Genomic DNA, 24,725 nt, shown 5'->3' with positions numbered 1-24,725 from the left:
CCGTTCACGGCCACCGGGCCCCGCTCCGCCGCACTCGTCGTGCTCATCTCGACACCTCTACCGGGACGACTTCGGGTCGAGCGCGTCGCGCAGCGCGTCGCCGAAGAGGTTGAAGGCGAACACGAGCGCGAAGATCGTGATGCCGGGGAAGAAGACGTACGCCGGGTCGGTCTGGAGGTAGTCCAGGCTGCGGTAGATCATCCGGCCGAAGCTCGGCGTCTCGTCGCTCAGCCCGACGCCGATGAAGGAGAGCGCGGCCTCGCTGGTGATGAACTGCGGTACGGCCAGGGAGAACGACACCAGGATCGGGGCCCAGATGTTCGGCAGCAGCTGCCGGAAGACCATGTGCCCCAGTCCGGCGCCACTGGCCCGGGCCGCCTCGACGAACTCCCGCTCGCGCAGCGCGATCACCTGACCGCGGACCAGCCTGGCGGTGCTCGTCCAGCCGAAGATCGCGAAGACACCGATCAGCACCGCCACCCCGAAGGCCGGCGAGACCGCCTCCCGCTCGCCGTAGAAGCGCAGCACCAGCGTCGGAGTCAGAGCCAGCGCGATGACCAGGAACGGCATGGCCAGCGTCAGGTCGGTGATCCAGTTGATCACCGCGTCCAGCCAGCCGCCGAGATAGCCGGCGAGCGTGCCGAGCACGACGCCGAGCGTCGCGGTGATGACCGCCGCGGCGAACGCGATGAACAGCGAGGTACGCAGTCCGTAGATCAGCCGGATGAAGATGTCCCGGCCGAGCCCCGGCTCCAGGCCGAACCAGTGGTCGCCGGAGACCCCGCCGGAATAGCCCAGCGGCATTCCGAAGCCGTCCAGCAGGCTCTGGAACTGCTCCTTCGGGCCGATGCCGTAGAGCAGCTCGACCAGCGGGGCGGCGAGCGCCAGCAGCATGAAGAAGACCAGCATCCCGCCGCTGACCATCGCCGTACGGTCGCGACGCAACCGGATCCAGGCGAGCCGGCCCGGTGACCGGCCGACGACGTCCTTGCGTTCCGGCGCCTCCGGGCCGCCGGACTCGATCTCGGCCAGCGCGACACCCTCCACCGGGGACAGGCTCACTTCGACACCTCCTCGACGGTGACGTCGGCCGGACCAACGCTCTCCCCCGGCACCGGTCCGGACTCCGGGAAGTGGCAGGCGGTGGCCTGCCCGCCACCCCGCGACACCAGCGCCGGCTCCTCGGCCGCGCAGATCTCCTGCGCCTTCCAGCAGCGGGTGCGGAAGCGGCAGCCCGACGGTGGGTCGAGCGGGGTCGGCACGTCGCCGGTGAGCCGGATCCGGCCGCCGGGGCCGAGCTTCGTGACGTCCGGGATGGCCGACAGCAGCGCCCGGGTGTACGGGTGCTGCGGCCGCTCGTAGATGTCGACCCGCTCGCCGATCTCCACGATCTTGCCGAGGTACATCACGGCTACCCGCTGGCAGAAGTGCCGCACCACGGCCAGGTCGTGCGCGATGAACACGAACGCCAACCCCAGATCGCGCTGCAACTCGCGGAGCAGGTTGACGACCTGCGCCTGGATCGAGACGTCCAGGGCGGAGACCGGCTCGTCGGCGACGATGAGCTTCGGCCTCAGCGCCAGCGCCCGGGCGATGCCGATCCGCTGTCGCTGCCCGCCGGAGAACTCGTGCGGGTACCGGTTGTAGTGCTCCGGGTTCAGCCCGACGATCTCCAGCAGCTCCTGCACCCTGGCCTTGACGCCGCCGGGCGGCTCGATGCCGTTGACCTGCAACGGCATGGCGATGATCCGACCCACCGTGTGCCGGGGATTCAGCGAGGCGTACGGGTCCTGGAAGATTATCTGCAGGTCCTGGCGCAGCGGACGCAGCTGCCGCCGGCCGGCGTGCGTGATGTCCCGCCCCTCGAACTCGATCGTGCCGGCGGTCGGCTCCAGCAGCCGGACCAGCATCCGCCCGGTGGTGGTCTTGCCGCAGCCGGACTCACCCACCAGGCCGAGCGTCTCGCCCGGCCGCACGTCGAAGTCCAGCCCGTCGACCGCGCGCACGAGGCTCTGGCCGCGGAACCCGGTGCGTACCGGGAAGTGCTTCGCCAGCCCCCGCACCCGCAGCAGCGGCTCGTCCGCTGCCGGCGCCACGCTCACCTCACTCATCGAGCCCTGCCTTCGTTCGCGACTGCGGTACTCCGCTGCGCTGCGTTCCTCGCGCTCACCGACCCGCCTTCGATCGCGACTGCGGTACTCCGCTGCGCTGCGTTCCTCGCGCTCACCCACCCGCCTTCGATCGCGACTGCGGTACTCCGCTGCGCTGCGTTCCTCGCGCTCACCGAGCGACCCCCACGTGTGCGATGTCCTCGCGGTAGAGCCGGGTCCGCTCCTCGGTGGACAGGTGGCAGGCGACCAGGTGGCCCTCCCCGCCGGCCGGGCGCAGCTGCGGCACCTCGGTGCGGGACCGGTCGCCGTTGCGGTCGGCGTACCGGCAGCGCGGGTGGAAGGAACAGCCCGAGGGCAGGTTGATCAGGCTCGGCGGGTTGCCCCGGATCGGCACCAGGTCCGCGTCCGCGTCGCCGTGCAGGGACGGCACGCTGGAGAGCAGACCCCAGGTGTACGGGTGCTGCGGCCGGCGCAGCACCTGCTCGACACTGCCCCGCTCGACGGCCCGGCCGCCGTACATGACGAGTACGTCGTCGGCCACCTGGCTGACCACACCGAGGTCGTGGGTGATCATGATGATCGCCGAGTGGAACTCCGACTGGAGGTCGGCGAGCAGGTCCAGGATCTGCGCCTGCACGGTGACGTCCAGCGCGGTGGTCGGCTCGTCGGCGATGACCAGGTCGGGGTCGTTGACCAGCGCCATCGCGATCATCGCCCGCTGGCGCATGCCGCCCGAGAACTCGTGCGGGTACTGGTCGAACCGACGTGCCGGTTGGGGGATGCCGACCCGGCCGAGCATGTCGACCGCCCGCTGCCGGGCCTCCCGCCTGCCCGCGCCCGGGTGGTGCACCCGGTACGCCTCGGCGATCTGCCGCCCCACCGTGTAGTACGGGTGCAGCGCCGACAGCGGATCCTGGAAGATCATCGCCATGTCCCGGCCGCGCAGCCGGCGTACCTCCTCCTCCGGCAGGCCGACCAGTTGACGGCCGCCGACCGAGATCTCGCCGGTGATCGTCGTCCGCTTGGCGTTGTGCAGGCCGAGGATGGCCAGCGAGGTGACGCTCTTGCCCGATCCGGATTCACCGACGATGCCGAGCGTCCGGCCGCGCTCGACCGTGAAGGACACCCCGTCGACCGCACGGACCACGCCGTCCTCGGTGTCGAAACGGACCCGCAGATCGTCCACCCGCAAGTACGGCCCGCTGGTGGAACGCTGCTCGGGCACGCTGGGGCGGTCGCCCGGTTGCCCGGACGGCACCGACTTCGGCCTGTCCACGACCGCCTCCCTCAGTGACGAAGAGAACTTACAGACAATCCCTGAGGGTGAAAATAAGCTACAGGTCCGGCGGCTGTCAGCGGCCGTCAGCGTAACGACTCGGCAACGTCCGTGAACAGCCCTCACCAGCACATTCACGAAGTCCGCTGCTTCACCTCGGCACGCCGACGCACTTCGGGTGCGACGATGACAGCGGCAGTCAGGCAAGCATTCCCGCCGACACGAGGTGGAGGTGACCATGACCGTGGCGGTGTTCGACCACGAAGGCCCGTGGACCGAAGAGGAGTACCTCTCCCTCGGCGAGACGTCCCAGCGCGTCGAACTCTTCGACGGGAGCCTTCACGTGACCCCAGCACCGACCCCACGACACCAGCGCATCTCCCGCAAGCTCGGAAACATCTTCGAAGCAGCGGCCGAAGCCGTGGGACTCGAACTGCTCGAAGCGGTGAACGTCCGACTGCGGCCGGGCCGCATCCCGATTCCCGACATCGTGATCACTTCACCGGTGAACCTCGACGAGCCGTACGTCGAGGCGATGAGCGTCCGCCTGATCTGCGAGATCGTCTCACCCGGTAATGCCTCGACCGACAAGGTGCTCAAGATGCACTACTACGCGGCCGCCGGCATCGAGTGGTACCTGCTGGTGGATCAGGCGGCCGGGACGCTGCGCCTCTATCGACGCCGCGGCCGCCACTACGTCGAACACTCGGCGGCCAAGCGCGGCGAGACGCTGGAGCTGACCGAGCCGGTCCGGGCCACGATCCGGCCCGAAGAGCTGCTGCCCTGACGCAGGTCGGGCCACTGGCCTAGGGTCGGTCGCATGAGCGATCAACAGATCGAAGTGCGGTCGTGACCGAGTTCGACGCGGCGACCGCCGCCGTGCAGGCCGCAGTGGACGCCGGAGCCCGGTACGCCGACGCACGCGTGATGCAGCGGACCTACGAGTCGATGTCCGCACGCAACGGCGAGATCGAGGAGCTGACCCAGCACGAGAGCATCGGCCTCGGTGTACGCGCCCTGGTCGGGTCGAGCTGGGGCTTCTACGCCGTACCTGATCTCTCCGACTCCGCGGCCCGTGACGCCGGCCGGCGGGCCGCTCGGATCGCCGCCGCCAGCGCCCGCGTGCCCGGCCCGCCGATCGACCTGGTGCCCACCGAGGCGGTGACCGCGAGCTGGGCCTCCGAGTGCCACATCGACCCGCTCGGCGTGCCGCTCTCCGACAAGGGCGACCTGCTGGTGCAGTCGACCAGGGCCATGCGGGAGCACGGCGCCGACCTGGCCGAGGGGCTCTACCAGATCTGGGACACGACCAAGTGGTTCGTCTCCAGCGAGGGGCACCGGATCGACCAGCGCATCCGCGAGTGCGGCGGCGGCATCTCGGCCACCTCGATCGGCGACGGTGAGACCCAACGCCGTTCCTACCCCAGCTACCGGGGCCAGTACGGCACCACCGGCTGGGAACTCGTCGAGTCGTTGGACCTGGCCGCGCACGCCGCCCGGATCGCCGAGGAGTCCCGCGAACTGCTCACCGCTCCCCCGTGCCCGGCGGGCGAGACCGACCTGATCCTCGGCGGCGAACAGTTGGCTCTGCAGATCCACGAGTCGGTCGGGCACGCCATCGAGCTGGACCGGATCCTCGGCTGGGAGGCCGCCTTCGCCGGCACGTCCTGGCTGGACCTCGCCCAGCTCGGCTCGTTGCGATACGGCTCCGAGCTGATGAACGTCACCATCGATCCGACCATCCCGGGCGCGCTGGGCAGCTTCGGCTTCGACGACGAGGGCTCTCCCGCGGTGAAGCGGGACGCGGTGCGCGAGGGGCGCTGGGTGGGCGTGCTCGCCGGCCGGGACTCGGCCGCCGTCGCGGGCCTGGACTACGGCGGGAGCGTACGGTCCGACGGCTGGGCCCGGCTGCCGATGGTGCGGATGACGAACGTCGGACTCGAACCCGGCCCACACACGTTGGAGGAGATCATCGCGGCCACCGACGACGGGGTGCTGATGGACCTCAACCGGTCCTGGTCGATCGACGACAAGCGGCTCAACTTCCAGTTCGGCTGCGAGGTCGGCTGGGAGGTGAAGCGGGGCCGGCGCGGCCGGATGCTACGCAACCCGACCTACACCGGCATCGGGCCGCTCTTCTGGCGGTCGATGGACATGCTCTCCTCGGAGACCGTCGCCTGGGGCACGCCGAACTGCGGCAAGGGCCAGCCGGGCCAGACCGGGCACACCGGACATCCGGCCGCGCCGGCCCGGTTCCGCAACGTTCGCGTGGGGGTGTCCGCGTGAGCGCGAGGAGTGAGCCGGGTTTGCGAGCCCCGCAGTCGCGAACGGAAGGTGGGTCGGCATGACCGAGCTGGAACTCGCCGGCCAGGTGGTCGAACTGGTCCGCCGCGTGGGCGGCCCGGGCGCGGAGGCCGAGGCGGTCGTCACCCGGGCCGATCTGGCGTTGACCCGGTTCGCCAACTCCTTCATCCATCAGAACGTCGCCGAGTCGGGTGTCGGCGTCCGACTGCGGGTGCACGTCGACGGGCGTACCGCCGCAGGCAGCGGCAGCGAGGTGAGCCCGGAGGGGCTGCGCGCGTTGGTCGAGCGGACCCTGGCCGCCGCCCGGCTCTGCCCGCCCGACCCGGCCTGGCCCGGACTCACCCCACCCACCCCGACATCGGCGAGCGGGCCGGTCGACGAGGCCACCGCGTACGCCGACCCGGACGAGCGGGCCGAACGGGTCCGCGCCTTCGTCGACGCGGCCGGCGGACTGGAGGCGGCCGGCTACTGCCGTACCACCCACCGGTCATCGGGATTCGCGAACAGCGCGGGGCACTCGGCGTACGGGCACGCCGTCGAGGCGGCCATGGACGGCATCGCCCGCGCCGGGGGCGCGGACGGGGTCGCTCGGCTCTGCGCCGACCGGCTCGCCGACATCGACGGCGTCGCGCTGGGCGCCCGGGCGGCGGCCAAGGCTCGCGCGGCGGTGGCTCCCGTCGAGTTGCCGCCGGGACGCTACGAGGTGGTGTTCGAGCCGGCGGCGGTGGCGGACCTGCTCCAGAACCTGTCCTGGTACGGCTTCAACGGCAAGCGGCACGCCGAACGACAGTCCTTCGCCGAACCGGGGACCGCGCAGTTCGATCCCGCCGTCACCGTGGTCGACGATCCGCTCGCCGCGGTCGACCTGCCGTTCGATGTGGAGGGCACGCCCCGCCGGCGGTTGACGCTGGTCGAGGCCGGCATCACCGCCGCCGTCGTGCACGACCGGAGAACGGCCGCGGACGCGGGGGCGCAGTCCACCGGGCACGGGATCACTGGCGGCGCGAGCTTCGGGCCGATCCCCCGTAACCTGCGGCTGCTCGGCAGCGACGGGACGGGCGGGGACGCGGACGGCGGCCCTGGGGGTCCGGCAGCCGGTGCGGTCGCCGACCGGGACACCGCTGCCCTGGTCGCACAGGTCGCGCGCGGGTTGCTGGTCAGCGATCTGTGGTACACCCGGGTGCTCGACCCGAAGAGCCTGGTGGTGACCGGGTTGACGCGGAACGGGGTCTGGCTGATCGAGGACGGCGAGGTGACCTCGGCGGTACGCGACTTCCGATTCACCGAGTCGTACCCCCGGGCGCTGGGACCTGGGCGGGTGCTCGGCCTCGGCCGGCGTCCGGTCCGTCAACCGGACCGGTTGGACGGTGTCTGGTGGGAGGGCCCACCGCTACGGCTGGCCGAGTGGAACTTCACCGGTGGCGCCTCCGGCTGATCCGGCGGCGACACACGATCCGGGGGTGCCGGTGCTGCTCGGCCACCCCGGCGTCACGACGGGACAACGACTTACTTAACATCGTCACATCGATCATCGTTCCGGGGCTCCTGGGCCGGCCGGACACACGGGACGCCGCCTTGGACGAACGGCAAGCGAAGATCGGCGTAACGTGTGTCACTTAGCTGCGCCGGCGCGCCGGCGTGGTCGTTGGTGTGCGCATGACGTGGCAGGCGGGTGCGGTTTCAACGGTCCGCGTGCCGACCGGAGGAAGTTCCGCCCGCGCGGGTGCGGGCCCCGTCGAGGAGACGACTCGAATGACATCAACGGCAACGAGGCCGCGGGGAGCGCGGGCGCGCGCCGCCATCGCGGCGAAGACGTTGCGCACCGACCGCTGGTGGTTCGCCCCACTGATCACCGTCGTCGGACTCACCGCCTGGGTGGCGTACGCGACGGTCCGGGTCTACATGCACAACTGGTACTGGGTCGAGGACTTCCACTACCTGACCCCGTTCTACTCCCCGTGCATCACGGACCGGTGCGTCGAGGGCGCCGCGCACTTCGGACGGGTCCTCCCCGACTGGTGGATCATCCCCGAGGCCGCCTTCACCCTGCCCTTCCTGCTGCTGTTCCGGCTGACCTGCTACTACTACCGCAAGGCGTACTACCGGTCGTTCTGGCTCTCGCCGCCGGCCTGCGCGGTCCCGGACGGGCACCAGGGCTACAGCGGTGAGACCCGCTTCCCGCTGCTCGGGCAGAACCTGCACCGCTACTTCTTCTACGCCGCCGTGATCATCTCGCTGATCAACTCCTGGGACGCGGTCCTCGCCTTCCACTCGCCGGAGGGCTTCGGGTTCGGGCTGGGCAACCTCATCCTGATCGGCAACGTGGTGATGCTCTGGGCGTACACCATCTCCTGCCACTCCTGCCGGCACATCATCGGCGGCCGGCTCAAGCACTTCTCCAAGCATCCGCTGCGCTACCGGGCCTGGACCGGCGTGTCCTGGCTCAACGTCAGGCACATGCAGCTCGCCTGGATCACGCTCGGCACCCTGGCGCTGACCGACTTCTACGTCATGGCGGTCGCGGCCGAGTGGATCCCCGACCTGCGGTTCATCAACTAGAGGGCCTGGACATGACGACTACCACTCGCATCGAACGACACCACTACGACGTCGTCGTGATCGGCGCCGGCGGCGCCGGCCTGCGCGCGGCGATCGAGGCCCGGCTGGCCGGCAAGAAGACCGCGATCATCTCGAAGTCGCTGTTCGGCAAGGCGCACACGGTGATGGCCGAGGGCGGCGCCGCCGCCGCGATGGGCAACGTGAACCCACGCGACAGCTGGCAGGTGCACTTCCGCGACACCATGCGCGGCGGCAAGTTCCTGAACAACTTCCGGATGGCCGAGCTGCACGCGAAGGAGTCGCCGCAGCGGATCTGGGAGCTGGAGACGTACGGTGCGCTCTTCGACCGCACCAAGAACGGCAAGATCTCGCAGCGCAACTTCGGCGGCCACGAGTACCCGCGACTGGCGCACGTCGGCGACCGCACCGGTCTGGAGCTGATCCGCACCCTCCAGCAGAAGATCGTCTCGCTGCAGCAGGAGGACAAGCGCGAGTTCGGCTCGTACGACGCCCGGATCCGGGTCTTCGCCGAGACCACCATCACCGAGCTGCTGCTCGACGGCGACCGGGTGGCCGGGGCGTTCGGCTACTACCGGGAGTCCGGCGAGTTCATCCTCTTCGAGGCCCCCGCCGTGGTGCTGGCCACCGGTGGTGTCGGCCGGTCCTACAAGGTCACCTCGAACTCGTGGGAGTACACCGGGGACGGTCACGCGCTCGCGCTGCGCGCCGGGGCGAACCTGATCAACATGGAGTTCCTCCAGTTCCACCCGACCGGAATGGTCTGGCCGCCGTCGGTCAAGGGCATCCTGGTCACCGAGTCGGTCCGCGGCGACGGCGGCGTGCTGCGGAACTCCGACGGCAAGCGGTTCATGTTCGACTACGTGCCCGACGTCTTCCGCAAGCAGTACGCGGAGACCGAGGAGGAGGCAGACCGCTGGTACACCGACCCGGACAACAACCGCCGCCCGCCGGAGCTGCTCCCTCGTGACGAGGTGGCGCGGGCCATCAACAGCGAGGTCAAGGCCGGTCGGGGTACGCCGGCCGGCGGGGTCTACCTCGACATCGCGAGCCGCAAGTCGGCCGACGAGATCCGCCGCCGGCTGCCGTCGATGTACCACCAGTTCAAGGAACTGGCCGACGTCGACATCACCAAGGAGCCGATGGAGGTCGGCCCGACCTGTCACTACGTGATGGGCGGCGTCGAGGTGGAGCCCGACAGCGGGGCGGCGGTCGGCCACGTACGCGGCCTCTTCGCCGCCGGCGAGGTCTCCGGCGGGATGCACGGCTCCAACCGGCTCGGCGGCAACTCGCTGTCCGACCTGCTCGTCTTCGGCAAGCGCGCGGGCGGTCACGCCGCCTCGTACACCGACGGTCTGGCCGAGCGGCCGAAGGTCGCGGTACAGGCGGTCGAGGCCGCGGTGGAGACGGCGCTGGCGCCGTTGCAGCGGGACACGGGCGAGAGCCCGTACACCCTCCAGCAGGACCTCCAGGCGGTGATGGGGGATCTGGTCGGCATCATCCGACGCGAGGGCGAGTTGGCCGACGCCCTGATCCGCCTCGCCGAGCTGCGCGAGCGGGTGGCGAAGGTGAGCGCGGCCGGCGGGCGGCGCTACAACCCGGGCTGGCATCTCGCGCTGGATCTGCGCAACATGCTGGTGGTCTCCGAGTGCACGGCCAAGGCCGCGCTGGAGCGCCGCGAGTCGCGCGGTGGACACACCCGGGAGGACCACCCGGCCATGGACCCGCAGTGGCGCCGGATCAACCTGGTCTGCTCGCTGGACGGCGACACGGTGACGCTGACCCGCAAGCCGCTGCCGAAGATCCGCCCCGAGCTGATCACGCTGTTCGACCGCGCCGAGCTGGCCAAGTACCTGACGGACGAGGAACTCACGGAGTTCGACGCCCTCACCGAGGAGGAGCGCTGAGGTATGGGCACTGATCCGAAGCAGACGGCCGGCAAGCCGGCCGCGAAGCGACAGTTCCGCATCTGGCGGGGCGACGAGAACGGCGGCGACCTGCAGGACTACATGGTCGAGGTGAACGAGGGCGAGGTCGTCCTCGACGTCATCCACCGGCTGCAGGCCACCGACGCGCCCGACCTGGCCTGCCGGTGGAACTGCAAGGCGGGCAAGTGCGGCTCCTGCTCGATGGAGATCAACGGGAAGCCGCGGCTGGCCTGCATGACCCGGATGTCGACGTTCGAGCCGGAGGAGACGGTCTCGGTCACGCCGCTGCGCACGTTCCCGGTCATCCGGGACCTGGTCACCGACGTCTCGTTCAACTACGAGAAGGCTCGGGAGACCCCCGCGTTCGCGCCGCCGGCGGACGTGGCGCCCGGCGACTACCGGATGCAGCAGGTCGACGTGGAGCGCTCGCAGGAGTTCCGCAAGTGCATCGAGTGCTTCCTGTGCCAGAACGTGTGCCACGTGATCCGCGATCACGAGGAGAACAAGCCGGCCTTCTCCGGGCCGCGCTTCTTCATCCGGGCCGCGGAACTGGACATGCATCCGCTCGACACCCGGACCGACCGCAAGGAGTACGCGCAGGCGGAGATGGGCCTCGGTTACTGCAACATCACCAAGTGCTGCACCGAGGTCTGCCCCGAGCACATCAAGATCACCGACAACGGGATCATCCCCATGAAGGAACGCGCGGTCGACCGCAGGTACGATCCCCTTGTGAGGCTTGGTAGCAAGATCTTCCGTCGGGGTGAGACGCCCCAGAACAGCGTGACCAGTGCGCGCGCGGCCGGCCCGGCGACGCCCAGCACCAGCGCGGGCTTCCACTCGCACGCCGGTGGCTCGCACGACTCGCGGGCCGAGACCCAGGCGCAGAGTGGGGTGAACTGGCACCGCGAGGTCCCTCACCCGACCGCGCCGGCGGTGGATGAGCGGGGCAAGCTGCCGCTCACGGAGCTCACGTTCGACCGGGCGGCCGCGCCGTCGCCCTTCGGTGACGACGTGAGCTTCCCGCTCCCTCCGGAGCACCTCAACTTCGCCCACCCGGAGCAGGACAAGCACTGAGCTCGTCGACGACAACGATGACGGGGGCCGCGGCACTTGCCGCCGGCCCCCGCTTCTATTCTGCCCAGATGCCCGCTTCGTCATCAGCACGGCCCATTCGGGCCGGCCAAGACGGTTACCGGATGACCGGTTTCGCAGGCCCGGCCGGCGGGACGGCGAACGGTCAGCCGGCGGCGAGAAGGGGACGCAGGGCGGCCACGATGGGTGCGTCAGCGGGTAGCCAGGTCACCGAGTCAAGCTCGGCGGCGGAGAGCCAGCGCAGCCCCGAGTGCTCCAGCGGCTGGGGCTCGGCGTCACCGAGCAGGCGCGCGGCGTACACCTTGAGCACCGAGCGTCCGTGGGCCATCTTGACGTCGCGGCCGACCCGGTCGCCGATCTCCACGCGTACGGCCAGCTCCTCGACGCACTCCCGGGCCAGTGCCTCGGGCTCGGACTCCCCCGGTTCGACCTTGCCACCCGGGAACTCCCACATGCCGGCCACCTCCGGCGGTGCGGAGCGGGCGCACGCGAGCACCCGCCCGTCCCGGATGATCGCCGCGCCCACGATCACCTTGAGGTCCCGCCGCGCGGCCTGCCCGCCGCCACTCGCCCGTTCGGTCTGCACGGCCGTCCAGCGTGCCAGATCAATCGGCGGTTTGGGTACCGGAACCGGCCGCTAGGTCAGCAAGACCCGGAAGTGTGGGCGTGGACACACGAACCGCAGGGCGAAAGACTAGAAGCCACCGACAAGACACGGGATGGCGACGATTTGGCCACAAGCCGGCAACGGCGCCTGGGAGGTGCGGTGATGCGTGCGCTGTTCAACGGCCGAGCGAAGCAGGACTACCTCTCCGACGCACTCACACTGCTCCCGGGGTGGACCCGCGAGGGCGAGCAGATCCAACGCACCCTCGTGATCGACGACAGCCAGCACGCCGCCCTGACGGAGCGGGTGAAGGTGGTGGCGGACGCGCTGCACCTGCGGCCGGAGATCAGCCGCCGGGCGGACCACACCCAGATCCGGGTGGGGCACGGCAACGTCCCTCTCAGCGAGGGCGAGGTGCTGCTCGCCGCCCGGATCGAGGACGCCTACCGCGCGGTCACCGAGTCCTGACGGCCCGGCGTACCCTTCCCGATCATGACGGAACGGGCGGTCGTCTTCGACCTCGGCGGCGTCCTGGAGATCACCCCCTCGCTCGGCACCATCGCCCGGCGAGAGCCCGAGTTCGGAGGTTGGCGCGCGCTTCCTAACGTGAGGCGCATGGCCAATGCGACGTACGACCGCAAGGAGCAGTTTCAGCAGATCCAGAGTGGGTTGCTCGACGGGGAGCAGATCATCGCTGTCTACGACGCCGTCGGCACCGGCACCGGATTCATCGGCCTCACCGACCGGCGAGTGATCATCCAGGACCGCTCGTTCATCGGCAAGCGGTACGCGATCACCAGCATCCCGTACTCGAAGATCACCAGCGTGAGCGTGGTCAGCAACAAGTCTTGGGGCGGCTCGTTCTTCTCGACGGGCGCGATCGCGATCCACGTCGGTACGCACACCTACGAGGTGGAATTCCGTGGCACGCAGAAGAGCCACCACGTTCACAATGTGATCCTGCACTACATCTCCTGACCGCGGACCACGCCGCGGGAACCGGCGAGTGAGGGGCGGCGACGTGGCGGGCGGGAGGTCGGCGCGGTGAGGCACGCGGAGTTCGAAGACCCTCGCCTGGTGCAGGTGTACGACGCCGAATGCCGCTGGGGCCCCGACGACGAATTCTTCCTCGACGTGGTCGGCGAGACGCCCGCCGCCCGGGTGCTCGACCTCGGCTGCGGCACCGGACGGCTGACCATGGCGTTGGCGGCGGCCGGTCACACCGTCACCGGCGTCGACCCGGCGCACGCCTCCCTCGCCGCGGCCCGGCAGAAACCCGGTGCCGACCGGGTCACCTGGATCGAGGGCACGTCGGCCGTGCTGCCGACCGACGCGTACGACGTGGCAGTGATGACCAGCCACGTCGCCCAGATCTTCGCCACCCGCGCCGAGTGGGCGGCCACCCTCGCCGATCTGCGCCGGGCGTTGGTGCCCGGTGGCCGGCTGGTCTTCGACTCACGTGACCCGGCGGACCGGCGCTGGGAGAAGTGGAACCCGGTCGACTCCCGGCGCCGGATCGTCCTGCCGGGCGGCCGGAAGGTCGAGGCGTGGACCGAGGTGACGGCGATCGCCGCGGGCGACGTCGGCTTCGAGCACCACTACGTCTTTCCCGACGGCGAGGAGCTGTGCAGCTCGGCCACGCTGCGCTTCCGCACCGAACGGGACCTGCGCGACTCGCTGCGGATGGCCGGGTTCTACGTCGAGCACGTCTTCGGTGGCTGGGGGCGTGAGCCGGTCGGTGCGGGCGACGGCGAACTCGTGGTCATCGCCCGCCACGCCGCGACGCCGGAATAACCGTCGACGGAACGGGAAGAGAAACCGACCGCTCCGCCGACCCGGCGCGGACACCGAAGAGCGCGGCAGCTGGTGCGCCGCCGCGCCGGAGCTCAGGTTTCGGGAGAGACGACGATGACCGACCAACCGGACAGCTACCAGCGGGCGCTCGACACGGCGGAACGGCTCCTGGGTGCCCCGCTCACCCTTCCGCTCGCTCCCGGTGAGCCGGAGGTCGGGCAGGACTTCCGCCGCCTCGCCACCCTGCAGACGTTCGGCGAGTCGTGGCCGCGCCCCGGACTGGACCTCCGGAGCCGGGCCCTCGTCTCCGTCGCCATCGCGGCCACGCTCGGCACGCACGAGCCGCTGCGCGGGCAGCTGCGGATCGCGCTGCACTCCGGCGTCAGCAAGGAAGAGATCGTCGAGCTCTTCATTCACCTCGCCGCGTACGCCGGTGCGGCCCGCGCCTTCGACTGCTACCAGGTGGCGCTCGCGGTCTTCGGCGAGGGCTGACGCGCGCTGCGGCGCCGCTGGCAGCCGGCCTGACGGCCGGTCAGTCCCGCAGAGCGCAGGCGACGTGGAGGAACCGTTCGCCGATCTCGACGACGTCTTCGGCGCTCCATTCGAGGCCGGGCCCGGCGACGGTGACCTCGGTTCTCGACACGCCCGGCACCTCGGTCTCCTGCCAGCCGGCGACGAACCACACCTTTTCCTCCTCGGCGAGCGCCAGCGCCGCGTCGTTGAGCGCCTGCGCCGGGTGGGGTAGCCAGAGCCGGAACTGGTGCGTGTGCGGTGGGTCCGGATGAACCCGCGCGCCGGGCAGCGCGGCGAGGGCCGCGGCGACCGTGCGGGCGTGTCGCACGTACTCGGGGACGCGCGGCAGCACTCTGTCGAGTCCGGCGAGGGCGCTGAGGGCGGCCGGCCACTGCTGGTACAGCTGGCCGCCGTAACGGTGCCGCCAGACCCGGGCGTACGCGGCGAGTTCCGTGGTGCCGGCGAGCACCGCGCCGCTGATGCCGCCGAGCGTCTTGTAGAACGACACGTAGGTGCTGTCGGCGAGGCCGGCGATCTCGCTGAGGGTGTGCGCCAGGTAAGGGGTTGACTCCCAGATCCGTGCACCGTCGAAGTGCACGCGCGCCCCGATGGCGTGCGCCGCGGCGGATGCCGCCACGAGTTCGTCCCAGGAGGGGAGTACGAAACCCGCGTCGCGCAGCGGGAGTTCGAAGACGACGGTGCTCACCGGCTCGGCCAGCGCGCTTATCTCGTCGGCGGTGGGGTTGCGGGGCATGGTCGTCGGCCAGGTGCTGCGCAGGCCGCCCAGGTGGGCGTGGGCGTGCCGCTCGTGCACCTCCTGGTGCCCGAGCGGGTGCAGGGCGGCCGTGCGACGCCCGCTGACATCGGCACCGAAGCGCAGTGCCACCTGCTGCGCCATCGTGCCCGTGGGGAAGAAGACAGCGGCCTCGGCGCCGAGGAGTTCCGCGGTCCGCTCCTCCACCGTGGCGACCGGTCCGTCGCCGTAGAAGTCGGGCTGGCCGTCCAGGTCCCCGCCGGCGGCCAGCGCGGCGAGGTGGTCCCGCATGGTGGCCGGCCGGGCCCCGGAGAGGATTCGGTCGGAGGCCGCCTGGGCGGCCAGCCGACGCTGCCTTGTGTCGTGCATTCGCAGATCGTCGCAGACGACCTACCGACCGGCGGCAGGTCATTCCCCTACAGCTGTGGTGGACGCTGCTCGCTGTCGAGCTGCCCCGGATATGGGGCGTCCCATTTCCGGGGCAGCTCGACAGGAGCTCAGCGCAGGTCGCGAGCGGTCGCCGACACGCGTCCGGCCCCGCCACCGGCCTGATCTGTCGCAACGGCCCTTGGTGTGGCGCTCCCGGCCGACCTTCGGATCTGGTGGGGGCTGTCCAACGGAGTCCGGCACGGTATCGGCCTACCAAGTGCAAGTCTGATCCCTGAGTTCTCAAGCCCATACCCCACGTCCATCGCCCTGAAGCGTGCCTTGTGGAGTTCTCCCGGGACCACCAGGGCACGACACGCGGTGGGAGTCCGTGACGCAGCTGTGGGTAGACGTCGCTGACGAGTTGGAGGCCGTCGACACCGACATGCTCCGCAGCGACCGCATTGACGACCTTGGGTTCGGCGGGTGGGTGCCTCCCTACTCCTAACCGGAACGTGCACCGCGCTACTGCGTGAAATAGGCGGCGCTCTCGGCGTCTGCGGGGTAGTAGGACTCGATCGCGACCTCGTCGATCGTGATGTCCATCGGGGTGCCGAATGTCGTGATGGTCGAGAACAGTCGCAGCTCTCGTTCGCCGACGCGAAGGATCATCGGGATCACGACGTCGGTGTCGATCCATTGATTCGAGGCATCGTCGGGTTCGGGCGCCAGCAGTTCCTCGTAGAGCGCGGTGAGTTCAGGGTCGGGAGCAGTGGCGAGCTGGCGTGAGATCCGGGTGCGGAACACCGCGCGCACGTCGGCCAGGTTGACGACCATGCGAGCGAACCCGCGCGGGTCCAGTCCCAGCCGCACCAGGTTGACCGGCGGCCGCAGCAGGTCGGGAGCCACCTGTGCGAAGAACGGGTCGACAGCGCGATTGGTCATCACGATGTTCCAGCGGCGATCGAAGACCACCGCTGGATACGGCTCGTGCGCGCGGAGCACCCTGCGGATCGCATCGTGGACGGCCGACAGTGCATTGTCGTCGAGCGGACGCTCGGCGTAGCGGGGTGCGAAGCCCCCGGCGAGCAAGAGCCGGTTGCGATCACGTAGCGGCACGTGGAGCTGGTCCGCGAGTCGGAGGATCATGTCGACGCTCGGCTTGGATTTTCCCGTCTCGACCAGGCTGACGTGACGGGCCGAGACGTCCGCAGCGATCGCGAGGTCCAGTTGGCTGAGTCCCCGGCGTTGCCGCCACTGCCGCAGAAGTTCCCCGACCGTGTACACGATCATGAAGCGTACGCATCGGTGAGCCGGACGCCATGAAATCCGAGTTCATCGACAACCGAAGCGGCCACGGAAACACTGCGTCCATGACCATGGAGAACAAGAGCATCGTCCAACGGGCGCTGGCAGGGCTGATCGAGACAGGTGACGTTGATGCACTCGCACAGTTCCTGAGTGATGACTTCGTCCACCACAGGCCGGGTTCAACCACATCGACCAAGGGGGAATGGCTCGCCGCCGTCCGCGCTGCGCTGGTGCCGCTCGTCGGCATGCAGGTCGAGATCCATCAGGTGCTGGCCGACGGTGATCACGTCGTGGTGTACTCGCGGCGCTGGCTTCCCGATGCACGACCAGAGATCGCGGTCGTCGACATCTGGCGAATCGAGGATGGGCTGATCACCGAAGGGTGGGAGATCATCGAGCCGGTGGCCCAGGTGGCCGCCAATCTGGTGTGGTGGGAATCAGCTCATCCCTGACCGTGCGTACGGCGCACACCTCGCCGAACGCCAGGCCAGGTCCATTCCTGCCGTGATTGTGGGAAAACGTGGTCCGCCTAGACGTTGAAGCGGAACTCCACGACGTCGCCGTCCTGCATGACGTACTCCTTGCCCTCGATCCGGACCTTGCCGGCCGCCTTGGCGGCGGCCATGCTCCCGGCCGCGACCAGGTCGTCGTAGGAGACCACCTCGGCCTTGATGAAGCCGCGCTGGAAGTCGGAGTGGATCACACCGGCGGCCTCCGGCGCGGTCGCACCGATCGGGACGGTCCAGGCCCGCGCCTCCTTGGGACCGGCCGTGAGGTACGTCTGGAGCCCGAGCGTGCGGAACCCGACCCGGACCAACTGGTCCAGGCCCGGCTCGTTCTGCCCGATCGACTCGAGCAGCTCGCGGGCCTCGTCCTCCGGCAGGTCCACCAGCTCCGACTCGATCTTGGCGTCCATGAAGATCGCCTCCGCCGGGGCGACGAGCGCACGCATCTCGTCGAGGAACTCGGCGTTGCCGAGCTCGGCCTCGTCGACATTGAAGACGTAGAGGAACGGCTTCGTGGTGAGCAGGTGCAGCTCCCGAAGGTGCTCCAGCTCGACGCCGGCTTCCTTGGCGCCCGCGTACAGGGTGACGCCGGTGTCCAGCAGCTCGACGGCCTTCTTCGCGGCGGTCAGCGCGGCCGCGCGGTCCTTGCGGAGCTTGGCCTCCTTCTCCAGCCGCGGCACCGCCTTCTCCAGCGTCTGGATGTCGGCCAGGATCAGCTCGGTGTTGATCGTCTCGATGTCGTCGGCCGGGGACACCTTGCCGTCGACGTGCACCACGTTCGGGTCGGAGAAGGCGCGGACCACCTGGCAGATCGCCGAGGCGTCCCGGATGTTCGCGAGGAACGCGTTGCCCCGCCCCTGCCCCTTCGAGGCGCCGCGCACCAGGCCGGCGATGTCGACGAACGACACCGGCGCGGGCAGCACCTTCTGCGAGCTGAAGATCTCGGCGAGCTTGTGCAGCCGCTCGTCGGGCAACCCGACAACGCCGACGTTGGGCTCGATCGTGGCGAACGGGTAGTTCGCCGCGAGCACGTCGTTCTTGGTCAGCGCATTGAACAGGGTGCTCTTGCCGACGTTGGGCAGGCCGACGATGCCGATGGTGAGACTCACGACGAGCCAGCTTACGCCGACGACCTCCGCCCTCGGGAACGCGGTGCGGTGTTCGCGCGGCGGGTCGTCAGACCGAGGCTTCTTCGGCGAGCAGGGACGCCGGAACTGCCACGCCCCGGTCGCTCAGGCCTGGAGCAGGCGCGGGGTGATGACAGTCTCCGATACGGTGCCGTCCGCGGCGCGGCTGACCTCGTACGCCGAGACGTCCGCCCGGTCCGCGACCGCCTCGACCAGCTTGTCGCCCCGGTAGACGAGGCCGACGCCGTCGTCCGTGCAGTGCGAGACGGGCAGCGTGCCGTCGCCGACCAGCCGATGGATCAGGGGGCGGCGCTGCTCCTCGCTGTCGTAGTGCACGCCGTTGCCGTACGGCAGCCAGCCGAGCCCGTCGGTGTACGCCCGCAACTGCGGCCCGAAGCTGTCGGTGGCACCGCCCTTGTGCCAGCAGATCGAGCCGGCGGACACCCCGCCCAGCACCACCCCGGCCTGCCAGCACTCGTGCAGGATCTCGTCGAGGCCGTGCACCCGCCAGACCGCGACCAGGTTGGCAACGCTGCCGCCGCCGACCCAGATGACGTCCTGGGCGAGCAGGTGGGTGCGGATGTCGTCGACGTTCGGCATCGGGAAGAGCGCCAGGTGCGACATGCGGAACCGGGTGCCCGCGAAGGCACCGTAGAGCGCGGTGAACGTGGTGGGCTGGTCGCCGACCGCCTGCCCCAGGTAGCAGATGCGCGGTTCCGGGCCGGCCTGGGCCAGCTCCGCGGCGAGCTCGAAGATCGGCCCCGGCCGCAGGTCGTAAGGCCCCCGGCGGCGGCTGAAGAAGCCCATGCTCGTGGCGAGGATGGTCGGTTCGCTGGCAGGCACGGTGGTCCTTTCCGTCGCGGGCGGCGGCCCCGCCGACCATCCTGCCCCAGCCGTCATCGGGGCGGCGACCCGGTGGGCACCGGGTCGGGGTGCTGACCACCGCTGCCCACGGCCGGCCGGTGCACCGCCATGCCGGTCAGGAGCGGCGCAGTTGGCGGGGCACGATCACCGACGGCTCGCCGACGGGACAACCCGCCAGGGTCAGCTCGGCGGCCGAGAGCTGCCCGGGCGCCAGCTCGCGAAGCGCGGCGAGCGGAAGGGTGAACCGGGCCTCGGCCGACGGGCCGGCCACCCGCGACTCGCGCAGCATCCAGCGCACCTCGTCCACCGTCCAGCCCAACCCGAACCGCTCGGCGATCTCCCGGACGAGGCGCAGGCCGGGCCGGGTGTCGTCGTCGTAGAAGCGCATGCACCAGTGGTGCACCCACATGCCGAGCGCCCGCAGCCCGTCGTGATCGAGGGAGCGCGCCAGCCGGCCGCAGGCGGTGTCGGCGAAGGGGCGGGCGGGGTCGTCGGCGCGGTCCCGCTCGATCGCGCCGAGGGCAGCCGGCGCCACGGCACGCATCCGGCGGTAGAAGCCCTGGAGCACGGCCCGGTCCAGCGGAGGGTGGTCGCTCCGCGTCGCTTCCGGACCCGCCACGCTCGCCATCGCCGTACCCCTTCTTGAGTTGGTGGCCGGACCGTACCTTCCACTACCGACACTTTCGACGGCGCGGGCGGAACCACCCAGACGGACCCGGACGTCGCAGGGGTGCGTCGACCGGCAGCAACGCCGCCCGAGTCGAGCTTCAGACGCTCGTCTGCTTTCCCGCGCCGGCCTGGGCGTGTGGGGCGCGTAGCCGCCGATGGCTCCAGTCGATCAACGGCTGGAGCAGCGACATCAGCTCCTGACCGTCGGCGGTGGGGGCGTAGCGGATCTGGACCGGCGAGGACGGAATCACCGTTCGCTCGATCAGGCCGTCGGATTCGAGTTCCTTGAGTCGTTGGGCGAGCAGCCGGTCGGAGATGCCGGTCACGGCGGCCCGGTACTCCCCGAACCGGCGCGCGCCACGCATCCCGGCCAGCAGGATCGCCCCGGTCCACCGCCGGCCGACCAGCTCGAGGGAGTCCTGGAAGACTCGGCAACCGGAGTCGTCGATGTTCTGGTACCGCCGCAGGGCGGCGACCTCTGCACTCATCACTTACCAAATGTTAGTAACTAACCTCGGGTTTGCCCACCCGGCGGTCGGTCCCCACGCTTGGTTCCATGACCGACTACCGACAACCGATCACCTTCGGACTGAGCCTCGACCCGTCGAGCGAAAAACTGCCCGAAACACGACATCTGGCCCGCGCCGCCGCCGAGAGCGGCTTGACGTACCTGGCCGTACAGGACCACGCCTACCAGCCCGGCTACCTCGACACCTGGACACTGATCAGCCACCTCGCCGCCGAGACCGACCGGGTCTCGTTCCTCACCGACGTGGCCGACCTGCAACTGCGCCCGCCGACCATGCTCGCCAAGGCCGGCGCGTCGCTGAGCGTGCTCACCGGCGGCCGAGTCGTCCTCGGCGTCGGCGGCGGCCCCAGCTCGGACGCCGTCGCGGCCATGGGCGGCCCCCGGCGCAGCGGCGCGGAGACGATCACGTACACCGCGGAAGGGCTGCAGATCATGCGCCGGGCATTGGCCGGGGACACCGTCCAGTACCTCGGTGAGCAGCACACCGTCGAGGGGTACCAGGGCGGGCCGGTACCACCCACACCGGTACCGCTCTGGCTGGGCGGCCAGCGGCCCCGCATGCTGAAGGTCGCCGGCCGGTACGCCGACGGTTGGATCTCGCCACTCAACATCTACGTGCCACCGGCCGAGGTACCGGCCCGGCAACAGATCATCGACGACGCCGCCCGCGCCGCCGGCCGCGCCCCGACCGAGATCCGCCGTATCTACAACGTCATCGGCGCGATCGGCCCGAACGGCGGCGGCACCGGCCTCGTCGGCGACGCCCAGCTCTGGGTCGACACCCTGACCCGGTGGGCGGTCGACCTCGGCTTCGACACGTTCATCTTCTGGCCGACCACGTCGCCGCGCTCGCAACTGCGTGCGTTCGCCGACCGGGTGGTCCCGGCCGTCCGTGAGCAGGTACGCGAGATCAGGGAGCAGCGATGATCACCCTTCCCGAGTCACTGAGCGGCAGGCTCGTCACACCCGGCGACCGCCGGTACGCGACGTTGCGCTCGACGTACACCACCAGACACTCCCCCGCCGAGGTCCTGCTGCCGCAGACCTCGCGGCAGGTGGTCGACGCCGTCCGGTACGCCCGCGAACGGGGGCTGCCCGTGGCGGTGCGCAGCGGTGGACACGGCCTCGCCGGCACCTCGTCCAACGACGGCGGCCTGGTGATCGACCTCTCCGCCCTGAACCGGGTCGAAGTGCTCGACGAGCGGTCCCGGCTGGTCCGGGTCGAGGCCGGCGCCCGCTGGGCCGAGGTGGCGAAGACGCTGGCCCCGTACGGCCTGGCGATCAGCTCGGGCGACCACGGCAACGTCGGCGTGGGCGGGCTCGCCACCGGCGGCGGCGTCGGCTGGCTGGTCCGCCGGTTCGGGCTGACCATCGACCGGGTCAGGGCGGTGGAGGTGGTGCTCGCGGACGGGACGCTGATCCGCGCGGACGCCGAGCACGAGCCCGAACTGTTCTGGGTCGTTCGCGGCGCCGGGGCGGGGGCCGGCGTCGTGGTGGCGTTCGAGATCGAGGCTGAGGAGATCCGTAACGTCGGGCTGGCGCAGCTCGCCGTCGAGGCCACCCCGGACGGCGCGCCGGTACGGCAGTGGGCGGAGTACATGGCGCTGGCTCCCCGGGAGCTGAGCAGTGCCGCCGTGCTCTTCCCGTACGGCCGCTCGGTCGTCATGCAGATCACCGCGGTGGTGGCCGTCGAGAGCCTGCGCCGGGCGCGCCCGATCCTCGAACCGCTGCTCGCCATCGGCCGGCTGCTCGACCAGCGCACCGATCTCGTGCCCTACCCGGCCCTGGTGCCGACCAGCCATCTGCACGCGAACGTCGGGCAGCAGGCGAACCTGACCACCAACAGCCTGCTCACCATGGACGACGCCGCCGCCCGGGCGATCATGCGGGCCGCGAGCGGCCCGCAGCGGGCGCTGGTGCAGTTGCGATCGGTGGGCGGCGCGATCAACGATGTCGCCCCGATGGCGACCGCGTACCCGCACCGGCACCAGGACACCCTGGCCGTCGGCTCGGTCTTCCCGCCGCAGGGCGGACCCGCGCTGAACGCCGCCTGGCGTGGGGTCGCGGCGCGCTCCGACGGCGCGTACGTCAACTTCGAGAGCCGGCCGGACCGGGCCGCGTTCGACCGGATCTACCCCGGCGAGACCGGCCGACGAGTGGCGGAACTGTGGCGGAGGTACGACCCGGACGGCGTGTTCCGCCCCGCGCTGCTGGGCGGACGGCGGGACCGCACGACCGACCGCAGCCGCTGACGACGGCCCCGCGCGGCCCTGCGGCTGATCGGCGGTACGGCCACGTCCGATTCCCGCCAGCCGGTATCCGCCGGTTGGGGGCATCATCGGTGGCGTGGAGTTGGACTTCGAGCGGTGCTACCGGGCGGTCGACAGCCGTGACCAGCGATTCGACGGCTGGTTCTACACCGGCGTGACGTCGACCGGGATCTACTGCCGGCCATCCTGCCCGGCCACCACGCCGAAGCGGCAGAACGTCCGGTTCTTCCCGTCCGCGGCGGCGGCGCAGGGTGCGGGACTGCGCGCCTGCCGCCGCTGCCGGCCCGACGCCGCGCCCGGCTCACCGCAGTGGGACGTCCGCGCCGACGTGGTCGGCCGGGCCATGCGGCTGATCGCGGACGGGGTGGTCGACCGGGAGGGTGTGCCGGGGCTGGCCACGCGGCTCGGCTACACCGAACGGCACCTGCACCGGATGCTGCACGCCGAGGTCGGGGCGGGACCGCTCGCGCTGGCCCGGGCGCAGCGGGCGCAGACCGCCCGGATCCTGATCGAGACGACCGGGCTCGGCATGGCCGACGTCGCGTTCGCGGCGGGGTTCGGCAGCGTACGGCAGTTCAACGACACCGTCCGGGAGGTCTACGGCGTAGCACCGACGGAGCTGCGCCGGGCCCGCGGCCAGCGGCGCGTCGCGGGCGGCGCGGGGACGATCACGCTCCGGCTCGCGTACCGCCCGCCGCTGCACGCCACCGCGTTGCTGGACTTCCTCGCGCTGCGTGCGCTGCCCGGCGTCGAGGAGGTCCGGGACGGGACGTACCACCGGGGGCTGCGGTTGCCGCACGGCTCGGGCGAGGTGGCGCTGACGCCGGCGGACGGTTTCGTGTCGGCGGTGCTGCGCCTGACCGACATGCGTGACCTGTCCCCGGCGGTGGCCCGCTGCCGCCGCCTGCTGGACCTGGACGCGGACCCGGAGGCCGTGGACGGCACGCTCGGCGCTGACCCGGCGTTCGCCGCCGCCGTCGCGGCCGAGCCGGGCATCCGGCTGCCCCGCTCGGTGGACGGCTTCGAGATGGCGGTACGCGCGATCGTCGGCCAGCAGGTCTCGGTGTCGGCCGCCCGTACGACCCTGACCCGCCTCCTGGCCCACGCCGTCGCCGAACCCCCGCCGCCAACCTCCGGTGATCATGAAGTTGTCGCCTCGGACGACGGCGTGTCGCGACGACAACTTCATGATCAAGCCGGATTCCGGCCGGCCGGGTACGGGTTGCGGGGATTTCCGGGGGCGGAAGCGGTGGCGGGGTTGCCGGACTCGGCGTTCCGGATGCCGGCGGGGCGGCGGGAGACGATCCGGGGGCTGGCCCGGGCGGTGGCCGAGGGCGAGCTCGAACTCGCGCCCGGCGGCGACCGGGAGGAGACCGTCCGCCGGCTGATGGCGCTCCCCGGAGTCGGTCCCTGGACCGCCGGATACGTCGCGATGCGTGCGCTCGGCGACCCGGACGTCCTGCTCCCCACCGACCTGGCCGTCCGGCGCGGCGCGGCCGCGCGGGGCCTGCCCGACGACCCGAAGACCCTGGCCGCGTACGCGGACCGCTGGCGACCCTGGCGGTCCTACGCGGTGATCAGACTCTGGAGAGCGATATGACCACTGTAGACACGAGTGTGCTGGCCACCCCGGCCGGCCCGCTGAGCATCCTGGCCGGCCCGGACGGAGCGGTTCGGGCGGCCGGTTTCACCGACACCCCCGAGGCCCTGCTGCCACTCGTCCACCCGGCGCTACGAGCGCCGCTCCGACACCGGGCCGACCTCGGCCCGGTGACCACGGCCGTCCGTTCCTATCTCGACGGTGACCTGACCGCGATCGACGCGGTGCCCGTCGAGCAACGCACCGGCGGCGAGTTCCTGACGCACGCCTGGCAGGTGCTGCGCGACGTGAAGCCGGGCGAGCCGGTCACGTACACCGGATTCGCCGGGCTCGCCGGACGGCCGCTGGCGGTACGTGCCGCCGCAGCGGCCTGCGCCCGCAACGCGGCCGCGCTGTTCGTGCCCTGCCACCGGGTGCTGCGTACCGACGGGACCCTCGGCGGCTACCGCTGGGGGCTCGACGTGAAGAAGTGGCTTCTCGGTCATGAGCGGCGGTTGACGGCAAGCTGACACCGGCGCGGAGCG

25 protein-coding genes are annotated in these 24,725 nt (G+C 70.9%); 15 read left to right on the top strand and 10 right to left on the bottom strand.

Going from position 1 to position 24,725, the window contains the following annotated elements; translation table 11 throughout:
- Positions 1-57 precede the first annotated feature (57 nt).
- The 3 genes from AB0F98_RS07030 to AB0F98_RS07020 form a co-directional block, all read right to left on the bottom strand.
- Positions 58-1,062, bottom strand: coding sequence for an ABC transporter permease (locus AB0F98_RS07030; RefSeq protein WP_357729935.1), 1,005 nt, complete (start codon positions 1,060-1,062; stop codon positions 58-60).
- Positions 1,059-2,111 carry a dipeptide ABC transporter ATP-binding protein gene (locus AB0F98_RS07025; RefSeq protein ID WP_357729931.1) on the bottom strand — a complete coding sequence of 351 codons (1,053 nt, stop codon included), beginning with the start codon at positions 2,109-2,111 and terminating at the stop codon, positions 1,059-1,061. Before AB0F98_RS07025 ends, AB0F98_RS07030 begins: the two co-directional genes overlap by 4 nt.
- A gap of 169 nt (positions 2,112-2,280) precedes the next feature.
- Positions 2,281-3,387 carry an ABC transporter ATP-binding protein gene (locus tag AB0F98_RS07020; RefSeq protein WP_357729928.1) on the bottom strand — a complete coding sequence of 369 codons (1,107 nt, stop codon included), beginning with the start codon at positions 3,385-3,387 and terminating at the stop codon, positions 2,281-2,283.
- A gap of 238 nt (positions 3,388-3,625) precedes the next feature.
- On the opposite strand from AB0F98_RS07020, the gene AB0F98_RS07015 reads away from it, so the two are divergent.
- The 6 genes from AB0F98_RS07015 to AB0F98_RS06990 all read left to right on the top strand — a co-directional run bounded on the left by AB0F98_RS07015 (position 3,626) and on the right by AB0F98_RS06990 (position 11,273).
- The gene (locus AB0F98_RS07015) at positions 3,626-4,174 is read left to right on the top strand and encodes a Uma2 family endonuclease (RefSeq protein WP_357729925.1); all 549 of its coding nucleotides are present in this window, start codon (positions 3,626-3,628) and stop codon (positions 4,172-4,174) included.
- A gap of 62 nt (positions 4,175-4,236) precedes the next feature.
- Positions 4,237-5,673 carry a TldD/PmbA family protein gene (locus tag AB0F98_RS07010; RefSeq protein WP_357729922.1) on the top strand — a complete coding sequence of 479 codons (1,437 nt, stop codon included), beginning with the start codon at positions 4,237-4,239 and terminating at the stop codon, positions 5,671-5,673.
- A gap of 58 nt (positions 5,674-5,731) precedes the next feature.
- Entirely contained in the window at positions 5,732-7,126 is a 1,395-nt protein-coding gene (locus AB0F98_RS07005; protein WP_357729919.1) for a metallopeptidase TldD-related protein, read from the top strand.
- 317 nt (positions 7,127-7,443) lie between these two features.
- The gene (locus tag AB0F98_RS07000) at positions 7,444-8,250 is read left to right on the top strand and encodes a hypothetical protein (protein ID WP_357729916.1); all 807 of its coding nucleotides are present in this window, start codon (positions 7,444-7,446) and stop codon (positions 8,248-8,250) included.
- 11 nt (positions 8,251-8,261) lie between these two features.
- The gene (locus tag AB0F98_RS06995) at positions 8,262-10,175 is read left to right on the top strand and encodes a fumarate reductase/succinate dehydrogenase flavoprotein subunit (protein WP_357729913.1); all 1,914 of its coding nucleotides are present in this window, start codon (positions 8,262-8,264) and stop codon (positions 10,173-10,175) included.
- A gap of 3 nt (positions 10,176-10,178) precedes the next feature.
- Positions 10,179-11,273, top strand: coding sequence for a succinate dehydrogenase/fumarate reductase iron-sulfur subunit (locus AB0F98_RS06990; RefSeq protein ID WP_357729910.1), 1,095 nt, complete (start codon positions 10,179-10,181; stop codon positions 11,271-11,273).
- Between the two features lie 163 nt (positions 11,274-11,436).
- Here AB0F98_RS06990 and AB0F98_RS06985 read toward each other — a convergent pair whose 3' ends face one another.
- Complete coding sequence (locus tag AB0F98_RS06985) at positions 11,437-11,877, bottom strand: (deoxy)nucleoside triphosphate pyrophosphohydrolase (RefSeq protein WP_357729906.1); 441 nt, start codon at positions 11,875-11,877, stop codon at positions 11,437-11,439.
- A gap of 183 nt (positions 11,878-12,060) precedes the next feature.
- Between AB0F98_RS06985 and AB0F98_RS06980 the strand changes: the two genes are divergently transcribed.
- From AB0F98_RS06980 to AB0F98_RS06965, 4 genes are all read left to right on the top strand, one after another.
- The gene (locus AB0F98_RS06980) at positions 12,061-12,366 is read left to right on the top strand and encodes a 4a-hydroxytetrahydrobiopterin dehydratase (RefSeq protein ID WP_357729903.1); all 306 of its coding nucleotides are present in this window, start codon (positions 12,061-12,063) and stop codon (positions 12,364-12,366) included.
- Positions 12,367-12,513: 147 nt separating this feature from the next.
- Positions 12,514-12,876, top strand: a complete 363-nt coding sequence (locus AB0F98_RS06975; protein ID WP_076466532.1) for a PH domain-containing protein — start codon at positions 12,514-12,516, stop codon at positions 12,874-12,876.
- A 66-nt stretch (positions 12,877-12,942) separates the two neighbouring features.
- A complete protein-coding gene (locus AB0F98_RS06970; protein WP_357729900.1) occupies positions 12,943-13,692 on the top strand; it encodes a class I SAM-dependent methyltransferase in 750 nt (249 codons plus the stop codon).
- Between the two features lie 114 nt (positions 13,693-13,806).
- Complete coding sequence (locus AB0F98_RS06965; RefSeq protein WP_357729896.1) at positions 13,807-14,184, top strand: carboxymuconolactone decarboxylase family protein; 378 nt, start codon at positions 13,807-13,809, stop codon at positions 14,182-14,184.
- A 40-nt stretch (positions 14,185-14,224) separates the two neighbouring features.
- Here AB0F98_RS06965 and AB0F98_RS06960 read toward each other — a convergent pair whose 3' ends face one another.
- Both AB0F98_RS06960 and AB0F98_RS06955 read right to left on the bottom strand, forming a co-directional pair.
- Complete coding sequence (locus AB0F98_RS06960) at positions 14,225-15,328, bottom strand: beta-eliminating lyase-related protein (protein ID WP_357729893.1); 1,104 nt, start codon at positions 15,326-15,328, stop codon at positions 14,225-14,227.
- 522 nt (positions 15,329-15,850) lie between these two features.
- Positions 15,851-16,618 (bottom strand): helix-turn-helix transcriptional regulator, encoded by a 768-nt coding sequence (locus AB0F98_RS06955; protein WP_357729890.1) that lies wholly within the window; start codon positions 16,616-16,618, stop codon positions 15,851-15,853.
- 80 nt (positions 16,619-16,698) lie between these two features.
- Here AB0F98_RS06955 and AB0F98_RS06950 point away from each other — a divergent pair, with 80 nt between their 5' ends.
- A complete protein-coding gene (locus tag AB0F98_RS06950; protein WP_357729887.1) occupies positions 16,699-17,088 on the top strand; it encodes a nuclear transport factor 2 family protein in 390 nt (129 codons plus the stop codon).
- Positions 17,089-17,165: 77 nt separating this feature from the next.
- On the opposite strand, the gene ychF is transcribed toward AB0F98_RS06950, so the two are convergent.
- From ychF to AB0F98_RS06930, 4 genes are all read right to left on the bottom strand, one after another.
- On the bottom strand, positions 17,166-18,251 hold the full coding sequence (gene ychF / locus AB0F98_RS06945; RefSeq protein ID WP_357729884.1) for a redox-regulated ATPase YchF: 1,086 nt from the start codon (positions 18,249-18,251) through the stop codon (positions 17,166-17,168).
- Positions 18,252-18,374: 123 nt separating this feature from the next.
- The gene (locus AB0F98_RS06940; protein WP_357729881.1) at positions 18,375-19,112 is read right to left on the bottom strand and encodes a peptidase E; all 738 of its coding nucleotides are present in this window, start codon (positions 19,110-19,112) and stop codon (positions 18,375-18,377) included.
- 136 nt (positions 19,113-19,248) lie between these two features.
- Positions 19,249-19,761 (bottom strand): hypothetical protein, encoded by a 513-nt coding sequence (locus AB0F98_RS06935; RefSeq protein ID WP_357729878.1) that lies wholly within the window; start codon positions 19,759-19,761, stop codon positions 19,249-19,251.
- A 139-nt stretch (positions 19,762-19,900) separates the two neighbouring features.
- Positions 19,901-20,290, bottom strand: coding sequence for a helix-turn-helix domain-containing protein (locus AB0F98_RS06930; protein ID WP_357729875.1), 390 nt, complete (start codon positions 20,288-20,290; stop codon positions 19,901-19,903).
- Positions 20,291-20,358: 68 nt separating this feature from the next.
- On the opposite strand from AB0F98_RS06930, the gene AB0F98_RS06925 reads away from it, so the two are divergent.
- From AB0F98_RS06925 to AB0F98_RS06910, 4 genes are all read left to right on the top strand, one after another.
- On the top strand, positions 20,359-21,258 hold the full coding sequence (locus AB0F98_RS06925; RefSeq protein WP_357729872.1) for an LLM class flavin-dependent oxidoreductase: 900 nt from the start codon (positions 20,359-20,361) through the stop codon (positions 21,256-21,258).
- On the top strand, positions 21,255-22,583 hold the full coding sequence (locus AB0F98_RS06920) for an FAD-dependent oxidoreductase (protein ID WP_357729869.1): 1,329 nt from the start codon (positions 21,255-21,257) through the stop codon (positions 22,581-22,583). The genes AB0F98_RS06925 and AB0F98_RS06920 overlap by 4 nt, the downstream gene beginning before the upstream one ends.
- A 94-nt stretch (positions 22,584-22,677) precedes the next feature.
- A complete protein-coding gene (locus tag AB0F98_RS06915) occupies positions 22,678-24,201 on the top strand; it encodes an AlkA N-terminal domain-containing protein (protein WP_357729866.1) in 1,524 nt (507 codons plus the stop codon).
- On the top strand, positions 24,198-24,710 hold the full coding sequence (locus AB0F98_RS06910) for a methylated-DNA--[protein]-cysteine S-methyltransferase (protein WP_357729863.1): 513 nt from the start codon (positions 24,198-24,200) through the stop codon (positions 24,708-24,710). The genes AB0F98_RS06915 and AB0F98_RS06910 overlap by 4 nt, the downstream gene beginning before the upstream one ends.
- Positions 24,711-24,725 lie beyond the last annotated feature (15 nt).

It is taken from the genome of Micromonospora sp. NPDC023737 (genome assembly GCF_040639715.1).
Lineage (GTDB): Bacteria > Actinomycetota > Actinomycetes > Mycobacteriales > Micromonosporaceae > Micromonospora.
Note: the sequence above shows the minus strand (reverse complement) of the source record. Positions and strands in the feature narration are given on the sequence as shown.